This is a genomic window from Kosakonia sp. N21 (genome assembly GCF_050587465.1).
Lineage (GTDB): Bacteria > Pseudomonadota > Gammaproteobacteria > Enterobacterales > Enterobacteriaceae.
The window spans coordinates 156,132-168,075 of sequence record NZ_JBOBHR010000010.1 but is presented as its reverse complement, the minus strand read 5'-3'; the positions used below and the strand labels follow the sequence as shown (position 1 = coordinate 168,075).

The following is an 11,944-nucleotide window of genomic DNA, read 5'->3' as shown; positions in this document are numbered from 1 at the left end:
TTGGGGTGAGGGTGATGGCGCAGACTCTGCCGGTGGCGCAACCACGCCACCGGAGATGACACCGCCATGCATACTTTGTTTTAGCTGCTGTTTCTGGACGTTTATCGCCTGCAACTCGCCATTCACCGTCGGTTTCAGCGGCGCATTTGCGTTGACGTTACCGTTGGCGGTCAGTTGCAGATTGCCATCGCCGCTTATCGGTAGCGCGGGCCAGCCCCACTCCTGCAACACATTTACCGGCACGCCGCGCCCGCGCAGACTGAGGTTGACGCTGCGCTCCGGCGTTTGCGAAACCACGGCGGTGGCTTCCAGCAAGCCCTGGCCGGTAAAGGCGCTAAGTTCGCTGATGTTCACCGTGCTGCTGTTCGCGTTTAATGCCAGAGACGGGCGGCGCACATCAACGCGGTTAAACGTTGCGGCGGCGGCGTTCAGTTTTGCGCTGCCGCCCCAGACGCCCCATTTGCGATCGCGCGCCAGTTGCAGGTTATCCCCATAGCCATCCAGCGCGGTGAGTTGCCACGGGAAGTCCGGGTCGATATCAATCACCAGATTGCGGCTGGCGCTGAATTTCTTCAGCGTCACGCTGTTCAGCCACGTTGGCAGTTCATCCATCCAGACCTGCTTCCAGTTTGCCGGCAAGGTGTATTCCAGCCCGGCAAAGGCGGCGTCGTCCAGCACCAGTGCGTGCCCGGCGCGATACCAGTTACCGGAGGTGCGCACCATGCCGTTTTCCCAGCGTGAGGTGAACTGCTGCAGCGCAATGCCCTGCGGCGAGAAGGTGGCGTTCAGGATCGGATCGAACAGATGCAGCGAACCGTAAATAAACTCGGTGGCGTTCATCGACAGCCTGCCGTCGTCGCTTTTCCAGTCGCCGCCTTCCAGCGTCAGGTTGCGCAAGCTCAGATCGAGGTCGGTAACTGCCCATTCCGGTCCTTGCAGGCGCGCATCCGTCACCTCGACGCGACCAATTTTCAGTGAAGGCAGTGTGGTCAGCGGATTAAAGAAATCGAGCAGGGGTTTGTCGCTTTGCAGGCGGATATCGTTCAGCCTCAGGTTATTCACCACCCAACTGCCGTCGGCATTGCGTTGCGCATCGCCCGTCAGCGAACCGCGCGCCATATCCGCGCCAATGGTGGTCAGCGTAACCACATCTTTATCAATACTGCCCTGAATGAGAACGTTACTGGCGGGAACGCCGTTTAATGTCAGCGATCCGGCGCTCATCTGGATCTGCGTTTTGCTGCCGAGCACATTGCCTGCGACCGGTTGCCACGGCGCAACACCGCCGGTGACCCGTTGCGCACTCAGATCCCAGCCAGTGGCCGGGCTGTTAAACGCCATATTGCTCAGTTGCAGACGATCGGCCTGGAAAGGCAACGGCGCGGCAGCCGGGGAGAGATTGAGCGTGCCGTCCTGCAACAGAATGGTGTCCACATGCAGCGGATCGGTAAGCTGGCGGCTACTGAGATCAATATCGACGGTTTTAGCGACCAGGGTGGCGGGTTTGCCTTTATGGCCAAAGTTAACGTTTTTCAGCAGCACATGGGACGGGGAAGAGAAGCGGTGATCCATCACATCGAACGTCAGATGATAGTCGCTGTTGTTGCTGACCCACTGGCTGACCTGCGTTGCACCCCAGCGAGTTTGCAACAAGAAATAGACCGCCAGCATCGCCAGTAACAAGACGATAGCGACAACAAGGAGCAGCTTTCCAAGAAATTTCATCATCTTCCATCCCCGACGTGTCAGTCAGGCAGTTATGCACGATTTATGCGCAATGCTCAAGGGCGGAATGATGAAAGGAAGTGACCGCGGCAACGGTTTGGCCCCGTTGCTGCGGCATGCATCAGTTTTTCTCTGGCGGAAAAATCAGATTCAGTACAATCGCCGTGATACCGCCAGCGGCGATGCCGGAAGAGAGCAGGTTTTTCAGCCAGTCCGGGGCGAATTGCAGGATTTGCGGCTGCTGAGAAACACCAAGGCCGACAGCCAGCGACAGCGCAATAATCATGATCGCGCGGCGGTTCAGCGGCTCGCGGGAAACAATACGCACGCCAGAAGCGGCGATAGTTCCGAACATCACCAGCGTTGCGCCGCCGAGCACCGGCTCAGGCAGTTGCTGCACAAACGCGCTCACCGCCGGGAACAGGCCCAGCACAATCAGCATCAACGCCACGAAGAAGCCAATGTAGCGGCTGGCGACGCCGGTCAACTGGATGACGCCATTGTTCTGACCGAAACAGGAGTTCGGGAAGGTGTTAAACACCGCGGAGACGAAGGAGTTAAGGCCGTTAGCCAGGACACCGCCTTTCAGGCGCTTCATATAGACCGGGCCGGCAACCGGCTGCTCAGAAACGTCAGACGTGGCGGTGATGTCGCCGATGGTTTCCAGCGAGGTGATCATAAACACCAGCATCAGCGGCAGCAGCAGGTTCCAGTCAATGCTCAGGCCGTAGTAGAGCGGTGTCGGCACCATAAAGGCGTCCGCCGGGGCGTTATACGTCGGTAGCATGCCCATAAACATTGCCAGCACGTAACCGACCGCCATGGCGATCACCAGAGAGGCGATGCGCAGGTAAGGGTTACGCTGGCGGTTCAACAGAATAATGATCGCCAGCACCACGCCTGCCAGCAGCAGGTTCTTCGGTGCGCCGAAGGTGTGGTTGCCCATCGCGGCAAAACCGCCGCCCACGGAGGTCAAACCGACCTGAATCAGCGACAGGCCGATAATCATCACCACCACGCCGGAGACCAGTGGGGTGATAATACGGCGCGCCAGCGGCAGAATGCGGGAGATAACCATTTCGGTGCAGCTTGCCAGCATCAGGGTGCCGAACAGTGCCGCCATCATCGTCGGTACATCCGCACCACCGGTTTTCAGTGCAGTGCCACCCATAATCAGCGGTGCTACAAAGTTAAAGCTGGTGCCCTGAATCGACAACAGGCCAGAACCCACCGGCCCCCAGGCTTTGATCTGGATAATGGAAGCCACACCAGAGGCGAACAGCGACATGCTGATGATGTGCTGAGTGTCCTGAGCCGGTAAACCCAGCGCCTGGCAGATAAGCAGCGCGGGCGTGATAACGCCGACAAACATCGCCAGCAGGTGCTGCAGCGCGGCAAACAGCGTTTGCGCCAGCGGCGGGCGGTCTTCAAGGCGGTAGATCAGTTCGCTGGGTTGAGTCTGCGCAACCGGTTGCGCACTTTCTGACTCGATGGTGTTTACGGACATCTCAAGCAATCCCCTGGGTGGAAAAGCGGTGATTTTATCGGACTGTTTGGTAAAAGCAAACGGTTGCTTTGTTAACAACATACTTTTCTAAGGGGGATTCTTTTTACGGCATAAGGTTCTAAAACTCAGGCGTTGGAGTAGCGTTCTGTTTCCGGCATCCAGCGGTCGATCAGGGCTTCCGCCAGCTGCGGGTAGCGCTCATGAATATGGCGGGCAGTGCGCTGCACTTCGGGGATCATCGCCTGGTCGCGCAGCAGATCGGCGACTTTGAATTCGGCATTGCCGGTCTGGCGGGTGCCAAGCAGTTCGCCGGGGCCGCGAATTTCCAGATCTTTTTGCGCAATCACAAAGCCGTCGTTGCTGTCGCGTAATACCTGCAGACGTTTTTGCGCGGTTTTGGACAACGGGGATTTATACAGCAGCACGCAATGCGAGGCCACCGCACCACGCCCGACGCGGCCACGCAACTGGTGGAGTTGCGCAAGGCCAAGACGCTCCGGGTTTTCAATGATCATCAGGCTGGAGTTAGGTACGTCCACGCCCACTTCAATCACCGTGGTGGCGACCAGCAAATGCAGTTCGCCCTGCTTGAAGGCCTGCATGACGGCCTGCTTTTCGGCGGACTTCATTCGCCCGTGTACCAGGCCCACATTCAGCTCCGGCAGCGCCAGTTTCAGCTCTTCCCAGGTGGCTTCCGCCGCTTGCGCTTCCAGCAGGTCTGACTCTTCAATCAGCGTACAGACCCAGTACGCCTGGCGGCCTTCGTCAGTACAGGCGTTGCGCACGCGATCGATAATGTCGTTACGGCGGGTATCCGGAATGGCGACGGTGGTGACCGGCGTACGGCCCGGTGGCAACTCGTCGATGACGGAGGTATCCAGATCGGCATAGGCGGTCATTGCCAGCGTTCGCGGAATGGGCGTGGCGGTCATGATCAACTGATGCGGGTGGAAACCTTGCTGTTGGCCTTTTTCCCACAGCGCCAGGCGCTGATGTACACCAAAGCGGTGCTGCTCATCGATAATCACCAGCGCAAGGCCGTTAAACTGCACCTGCTCCTGGAAAATAGCGTGCGTACCGACGATCATCTGTACCTGACCGCTGGCAATCGCTTCTTGCTGGGCTTGCCGCGCTTTGCCTTTCTGTTTGCCCGCCAGCCAACCCACTTCCACGCCGAGTGGGGCAAACCAGTTGCGGAAGTTATTCGTGTGCTGCTCGGCCAGCAGTTCGGTCGGAGCCATCATCGCCACTTGTTTGCCGTTGGCGATGGCGCGTAAGGCCGCGAGCGCGGCAACCAGCGTTTTACCGGAGCCGACATCGCCCTGCACGAGGCGCATCATGGGCATATCCAGCGCCATGTCGCGCTCGATTTCCGCCACGACGCGATCCTGCGCGCCCGTCGGTTTAAACGGCAGTGATGCCAGCAGACCTTGTTTTAGCGCATCGTTGGCGGCGAGCGGTTGCGCGTGGTAGCGCTGTGCTCCGGCCCGTAGCGCCAACATGCTCAGGTTGTGTGCCAGCAACTCTTCGAGAATTAAACGTTTTTGCGCCGGGTGCTGCCCGCTTTCGAGGTCGCTGAGCTGAAGGGTGGGCGGCGGGCGGTGCAGCGTGCGCAGGGCGTCCGGCAGGCTCATCATGCCCTGTGCCAGCTCCGGCGGCAGCAGTTCGCTGATGGCGCAGGTCGCCAGCAGATCCAGCGCCTGATCGGTCAGCTTGCGCAAGGTCGCCTGTTTCACGCCTTCAGTGGTGGGGTACACCGGCGTCAGGGTTTCCTGTAAATCCGGCGTGCTGAGATCGCCCTGAATGCGGTACTCCGGGTGGATCATCTCGGCGCCGTACTTCCCGCGTTTCGCTTCACCGTAGGCCAGCACACGGCGGCCGGTAGCGAGGCTGTTTTTCATCGCCGCGTTGAAGTTAAAAAAGCGCATGGTGAGGATGCCGGAGCCGTCGCTGATCTGGCAGGTCATCATCCGACGCCCGCCGAAGGTGATATTGCAGTTCAGCACTTCGCCTTCCACCGTGGCATAAACACCCGGCAGCAGATCGGCAATGGGGTACAGCTGGGTGCGATCTTCATAGCGCAGCGGCAGGTGAAGCAGGAGATCCTGCACGGTGTGCAGGCCGATTTTCGCCAGTTTGCTGCTCTGCGCTGCGCCGACGCCGGTCAGCGTGTTGAGCGGAATAGCGTCGAGCAGGCGGCCTTTCATGTTGTTACCCTGCTGCCTGCATGGTGGCCCACCATGTCGGGTCGGCTTCGATTTGCCCCTCAGTATTGACGTGAGGGTAAGGCAGGCCTTTGCGTTTGGCGACGTTTGCCAGTACCGGGTAACCGCCCTCGAACAGCAGGCGCTGCTGCTCAACGTCCGGCAGCATGCTGTTTTCACGCTGATACATGCCCGCGTTTTGCCGCTGGCGCTGAGCTTCATACAGGATCAATGCGGAAGCCACGGAGACGTTCAGCGACTGCACCATACCGATCATCGGGATGATAATGTCCTGATCCGCCAGATCCAGTGCTTCCTGGGTGATCCCGGTTTTTTCCTGCCCCATCAGAATGCAGGTCGGGCGGGTGTAATCGATCTCGCGAAAGTCGACGGCGTTGTCAGACAGGTGCGTGGCGAGGATCTGCATACCGCGTGCTTTCAGCTCGCCAACGGCATCGCTGATGGTGCGGTGCGTTTTCACTTCCACCCAGCTATTACTGCCTGCGGCGGAAGAGGCCATGGTACGCATGCGGTTGCCCGGCCAGACGGCATGAACTTCATGCACGCCAACAGCGTCCGCCGTGCGGATAATCGCGGAGACGTTATGAGGTTTGTGAACCTGCTCCATGCAGACGGTCAGATCAGGCTGACGCCTGGCGAGCATCTCGCGGATACGTGCATAACGCTGAGAATTCATACAATCAGTTTCGGTTACGGGTGACTTTAATCACGTCTGGCATCACGCGGATCTTACGCATGATATTCGCCAGGTGGACGCGATCGCGCGCCGTGAGACGGATGAAAGCACTGTATACGCGGCCATCTTTCTCTTCCGTATTCAGGCTCTGAATATTGGAAGAGGCCGTATTAATGGCGGCCGTCAGGTTTGCCAGTGCTCCCTGATGGTTGAACATATCCACCTTGATTTCGGTGATAAATTCCTGAGCGGTCTCTTTGTCCCACTCCACGGCCATAAATTTCTCGGCTTCTTTTTGATAGCCACGAATGTTACGGCAGGACTCATGGTGGATAACCAGCCCTTTGCCGGGGCTGACGTGAGCGACAATCGGGTCGCCAGGGATCGGGCGGCAGCATTTGGCGAAGGTGATCAGCACACCGTCGGCGCCTTTAATTGGCAGATGGCCGCCGCTGTTGCCCGTGCCGGCAGGCGTTTGTACCGCTTGCACTGCTTCCCCTTGCTGCAGGTTTTTCGCCACCACGACGCTCATGGCGTTGCCGAGGCCGATTTCTGCCAGCAGATCGTCCAGCGCTGCCAGCTTCATGCGGTCCAGCTCGCGCTGAATATGCTCCGGTGGGATTTCCGCCAGTTTGCGGCTTCCGCCCAATGCATGATTGAGCAGACGGCGACCGAGACTGACTGAGTCATCACGCTTGAGGTTTTTCAACATCTGGCGGATTTTGGCGCGCGCTTTCGAGCTGACGACAAAGTTCAGCCATGCGGCGTTCGGGCGGGCGCCCGGCGCGGTGATGATTTCTACCGTCTGGCCGCTGGAGAGCGACTGCGACAGCGGATAAGGCTGGCGGTCGACGCGTGCGCCAACACAGGCATGGCCGATATCGGTATGCACAGCGTAGGCGAAGTCCACTGGCGTAGCGCCCGCGGGCAGTTCGACAATGCGGCCTTCCGGGGTGAAAACATAAATCTCATCGGGGAAGAGATCAGATTTAACGCTCTCGATAAATTCAAACGAGCTACCGGCGCTCTGCTGTAGCTCCAGCAGGCTTTGCATCCAGCGCTGGGCGCGGATTTGCGCCGTGGTGCTACTTTCACCGTGCTCTTTATATGCCCAGTGTGCGGCGACCCCCATCTCTGCCATCTGATCCATATCTTCCGTGCGGATCTGCACCTCAACTGGTACGCCGTGCGGACCAATCATCGAGGTGTGCAGGGACTGATAGCCGTTCGCCTTGGGAATGGCGATGTAGTCTTTTACGCGACCCGGGCGCGGTTTATACAGGCTGTGCATTTGGCCGAGTACGCGATAGCAGGTATCCAGATCATGAACGATGACGCGAAAGGCGTAGATATCCATGATTGAGTGAAAACGCTGCTCTTTCAGCACCATCTTGCAGTAGATGGAGTAAAGGTGCTTTTCACGCCCGCTCACGCGGCAGGGAATGCCCGCTTCCTGTAAACGCCCTTCGATTTCTGAGAGGATTTTTTGGATCATCTCTTTACGGTTGCCGCGCGCGGCTTTCACCACTTCTTTGATGACGCGGTAGCGGTTTGGGTACAACGCTTCAAAACCCAGCTCTTCAAGCTCGGTCTTGATGTGGTGAATACCTAAACGGTGCGCCAGCGGACTGTAGATTTCGAGGGTTTCACGGGCAATGCGGCGACGTTTATCCGGGCGAAGCGAGCCCAGCGTGCGCATGTTGTGCGTGCGGTCGGCAAGTTTGATCAGAATGACGCGGATGTCCTGCACCATCGCCATGATCATCTTGCGGAAGTTTTCGGCCTGCGCTTCTTTCTTATCCTGAAACTTGAGCTTATCAAGTTTGGATACCCCTTCCACCAGTTCGGCAACACTTTTGCCAAATAGCTGTTCCATATCCTGGTACGTGGCTGGGGTATCTTCAATCACATCATGCAGTAGCGCGGCCATCAGCGTTTCGTGATCGAGTTTCATCTCGGCCAGGATACAGGCTACCGCTACCGGGTGCGTGATATAAGGTTCACCGCTTGAACGTGTCTGGCCCTCGTGAGCGTCACGTGCAACGAGATACGCCTGCCTGAGACGTTTGATTTGGTCTTCAGGCAGATAGTTTTGAATCAGCTGATTCAGGCTTTCAAACAGATACAAGGGTGACCTGCAGGATTAATTAACGGCGACCTTCAGCAATGGCGGTGACGGCCTGCAGTTCTGCGGCTTCCTGCTCTTGCTGCTCCTGGCGCTCACGTACGTCGAGGATCTGGTTGTTGATCAGACCTTCTTCGATTTCGCGCAGCGCGATAACGGTGGTTTTATCGTTTTCTTCCGGTACCAGCGGATCTTTGCCGCCAACCTGCATCTGACGAGCGCGACGCGCGGCGACCAGCACCAGGTCAAAACGGTTACCAATTTTCTCTACAGCGTCCTGAACAGTTACGCGTGCCATACTTAAAATGCTCCACAGGTGAAGAAATGACTGGGCATGATACTGAAACCAGGCTCAGTCTGCCAATAGTTTGCTGATTAAAGCGTCATGTCGCTGCTTCTGGCGGCTCATGCGCAGACGTTCAGCGCGAATAATGGTTTTCAAATCGCCCAGGGCGGTGTCGAAATCATCATTCACAATAAGGTAATCATATTCTGCGTAATGGCTCATTTCCGCAACTGCCAGCGCCATACGTTTCGCGATCACCTCTTCGCTGTCCTGACCGCGCCCGCGCAGGCGACGATCCAGCTCCACTTTCGACGGCGGCAGAATAAAGATGCTGCGCGCCTGCGGCATCCGGGTGCGAATTTGTTGCGCGCCCTGCCAGTCGATATCGAGGAACACATCCACACCAGTGGACAGCACTTGCTCAATGGTTGCGCGGGAGGTGCCATAGTAATTGCCAAACACCTCGGCATGCTCAAGAAACGCGTCTTCACCGATCATGGCTTTGAACTCGTCATGATTAACGAAGAAATAGTGTTCACCGTGCACTTCACCCGGGCGCGGAGCGCGCGTCGTATGCGAAACAGAAACTTGCGTGTCGTATAACGGTTGGGTCTTCAACAAAGCCTGGATGAGGCTTGATTTACCCGCGCCGCTGGGGGCGGAAACAATATAGAGCGTGCCTTGAGCCATGAGAGTCTTTTGTATGTGAATTGCGAAAGGAAACTTACATACGTGCCTATTATACACATCGCTGCTATGTGACGTAGCTTTTGTCACACTTTTTCCCGTTGAGTTTGGCGTTTCCCGTACTGCTTTCCTGATTTGTCTGCAAATTTTCATGATCACGATGAATTGCCTGAACCGTCCTCGCAATCTCCCCTTTTCCCGCTCGAAAGAGTCGTTCCGGTAACGCTATAACGACTGCGCTATCACAAGGGAGAAATAATGATGTGGAGAAAAGCCGGAGCCGTAATTTGTCTGTTGCTGTGGAGCACATTCACTCTGGCGACCTGCCCGGTCTGGTCGCCAGCACGGGCGCAGGAAGAAGTCAGCCGCCTGCAACAACAGCTGGCACAATGGAACAACGACTATTGGAAACAGGGCGATAGCGGCGTGAGTGATGATGTGTATGACCGGCTCAGTATGCGCTTAACGCAGTGGCAGCGTTGCTTTGATCTGCATGCTGTTGGCAGCGTATCGACATTGCCAGGCGGCAATGTGAAGCATCCGGTGGCGCATACCGGGGTGCGCAAACTGGCCGATAAACATGCGCTACAGCAATGGATGGCGGGAAAGAAAGATCTTTGGGTTCAGCCAAAAGTGGATGGTGTGGCGGTCACGCTGGTGTACCGGCATGGCAAGCTGATACAAGCCATCAGCCGGGGAGATGGCCTGGCAGGAGAGGACTGGACAGAAAAAGTGCGCGCTATCCCGTCGATTCCCAAAACGGTAACCGGTTTGTTGGCGGATAGCGTTTTGCAGGGGGAGTTGTTTCTACGCCGCGATAACCACGTTCAAAAACGTATGGGAGGGCTCAACGCCCGGGCAAAGGTGGCAGGGGCAATGATGAGCCGCCGCGACACGCCTCTTCTGTCTGAGTTGGCGTTTTTCGTTTGGGCCTGGCCGGATGGCCCGGCAACATTTTCCGGAAAAGCTGAGTTACTCAGCAAGGTGGGGTTCGAATGGGGGCAGCGCTACAGCGTAGCGGTAAACAATGTGCAGGATGTGGAGCGTTTGCGCGCCAGTTGGTTCACATCACCGTTGCCGTTTGTAACCGATGGCGTAGTGGTCCGCTCGTCGATGGAACCAGCAGGAAACGCGTGGTTGCCCGGAGAAGGGCACTGGGTGGCGGCCTGGAAATACGAGCCGATTGAGCAGGTTACCGGAGTCAGCGGGATCCAGTTCGCGACAGGTCGTACCGGTAAAATTTCGGTGGTGGCGCAGCTTGAGCCGGTGCAACTGGATGATAAACGTGTCCGGCGAGTGAATATTGGCTCCATCCGAAAATGGCAGCTGCTGGATATCGCGCCGGGGGATCATGTTTCTGTGAGCCTTGCCGGGCAGGGTATCCCGCGTATCAACCGTGTGGTCTGGCGTGGAGTGGTACGGGAAAAGCCCACGCCGCCGGATGCGCGATTTACCCCGCTGACATGTTTTTATGCCTCACCGGAGTGCCACGAGCAATTTATTGCCCGACTGGTTTGGCTGGGGTCGTCAAAAGCGCTCGGCATTGACGGCGTGGGGGAAGAGGGCTGGCGCGCATTGCATCAGGCACATCGTTTTGAGCACATATTTTCCTGGCTGGCGCTGACGAAGGCGCAATTGCAGGCGACGCCGGGTTTCTCTGCTGCGCGAGGCCTGCAACTCTGGCACCGTTTTTCGTTGGCGCGCGACAGGCCGTTTACCCGCTGGCTGAATGCTCTGGGCACGCCGCTGCCGCAGGCGGCGTTAAAAGCGACGAGTGATACACACTGGCGGCAAGTACGTGCGCGTGATGAGCTTGCATGGCAGCAGTTACCCGCTATTGGTGCACAAAAAGCCCGGCAGCTTATCACCTTCGTCCGAACGCCAGTGGTTGAACAGCTGGCGGTATGGCTGGGCAACCAGGGTGTGAAGGCATTTCAGTGAGCGTTGTGTTTGTAATGAAATACCGGCAATCCCAGTTTCCAGCGGATTGCCAGCAAACGGGCTGTGAAGCCGAACAGGAGGGTGGCGATCACAACCGTATCATGGCTGGAAATATAATGGCCAAGGGCGAGATAGAGTACGGCTGAGGCAAAGGCGATTCCGGCGTAGAGTTCTTTCTGAAATACCAGGGGAATACGTTTACAGAACATATCGCGCAGTACGCCGCCAAATACGCCGGTAACTACAGCCGCAATAGTGGCGATCACTGGACCTTCTCCCATATCCAGTGCGATTTGCGCTCCGATAATGGAGAACACCACCAGCCCGAGAGCATCGAGGATCAGGAACAGGCGGCGCAGATGCGGCATCACCGGCGCAAAAATGGTGGTCAGCACTGCGGCAACGGCGACAATAATGACGTATTCGGGATGCTTCACCCAGCCAAGCGGATAATGACCAAGCAGGATATCGCGGACCGAGCCGCCGCCAAGTGCAGTGGCGGTGGCAATAATAATAACGCCAAAGGTATCCATCCGGCGGCGACCTGCCGCCAGCGCGCCTGTCATGGCTTCGGCGGTAATGCCAATAAGATAAAGAGTGTGTAACAGCATATCGCCTCCCTGATTCAGAGGCGGTAGGGTAGCGGCTCGTATGGCAGACGACGATTGAGATTTTCTCACACATGGCGTGTTGGATAACTTTTACTAATGTGAATTTGAAAGGCGATTTTCATTTAACAGATTGATTTTAATATTTAATTGTTTTTATCTAT

Annotated in this window: 9 protein-coding genes; 1 reads left to right on the top strand and 8 read right to left on the bottom strand. The window is 57.2% G+C overall.

Annotated elements, in window-relative coordinates; all coding sequences use genetic code 11:
* From ACQ3G7_RS21210 to gmk, 7 genes are all read right to left on the bottom strand, one after another.
* On the bottom strand, nucleotides 1-1,725 hold a 1,725-nt coding region (locus ACQ3G7_RS21210; RefSeq protein ID WP_430891929.1), incomplete at its 3' end, for an AsmA family protein.
* Nucleotides 1,726-1,846: 121 nt separating this feature from the next.
* Nucleotides 1,847-3,232: a nucleobase:cation symporter-2 family protein gene (locus tag ACQ3G7_RS21205; protein WP_430891920.1), complete on the bottom strand. Its 1,386-nt coding sequence runs from the start codon at nucleotides 3,230-3,232 to the stop codon at nucleotides 1,847-1,849.
* 125 nt (nucleotides 3,233-3,357) lie between these two features.
* Complete coding sequence (recG, locus tag ACQ3G7_RS21200; RefSeq protein ID WP_430891918.1) at nucleotides 3,358-5,439, bottom strand: ATP-dependent DNA helicase RecG; 2,082 nt, start codon at nucleotides 5,437-5,439, stop codon at nucleotides 3,358-3,360.
* A gap of 4 nt (nucleotides 5,440-5,443) precedes the next feature.
* A complete protein-coding gene (gene trmH, locus ACQ3G7_RS21195; protein ID WP_430891916.1) occupies nucleotides 5,444-6,133 on the bottom strand; it encodes a tRNA (guanosine(18)-2'-O)-methyltransferase TrmH in 690 nt (229 codons plus the stop codon).
* Nucleotides 6,134-6,137: 4 nt separating this feature from the next.
* Entirely contained in the window at nucleotides 6,138-8,261 is a 2,124-nt protein-coding gene (gene spoT, locus ACQ3G7_RS21190) for a bifunctional GTP diphosphokinase/guanosine-3',5'-bis pyrophosphate 3'-pyrophosphohydrolase (protein WP_263098777.1), read from the bottom strand.
* Nucleotides 8,262-8,280: 19 nt separating this feature from the next.
* A complete protein-coding gene (rpoZ, locus tag ACQ3G7_RS21185; RefSeq protein WP_000135058.1) occupies nucleotides 8,281-8,556 on the bottom strand; it encodes a DNA-directed RNA polymerase subunit omega in 276 nt (91 codons plus the stop codon).
* A gap of 54 nt (nucleotides 8,557-8,610) precedes the next feature.
* A complete protein-coding gene (gmk, locus tag ACQ3G7_RS21180; protein WP_263098778.1) occupies nucleotides 8,611-9,234 on the bottom strand; it encodes a guanylate kinase in 624 nt (207 codons plus the stop codon).
* Nucleotides 9,235-9,492: 258 nt separating this feature from the next.
* Between gmk and ligB the strand changes: the two genes are divergently transcribed.
* Nucleotides 9,493-11,172 carry an NAD-dependent DNA ligase LigB gene (gene ligB, locus ACQ3G7_RS21175; protein ID WP_430891928.1) on the top strand — a complete coding sequence of 560 codons (1,680 nt, stop codon included), beginning with the start codon at nucleotides 9,493-9,495 and terminating at the stop codon, nucleotides 11,170-11,172.
* On the opposite strand, the gene ACQ3G7_RS21170 is transcribed toward ligB, so the two are convergent.
* Nucleotides 11,166-11,783 carry a trimeric intracellular cation channel family protein gene (locus ACQ3G7_RS21170; RefSeq protein ID WP_430891891.1) on the bottom strand — a complete coding sequence of 206 codons (618 nt, stop codon included), beginning with the start codon at nucleotides 11,781-11,783 and terminating at the stop codon, nucleotides 11,166-11,168. The genes ligB and ACQ3G7_RS21170 overlap by 7 nt on opposite strands.
* Between the last annotated feature and the right edge of the window lie 161 nt (nucleotides 11,784-11,944).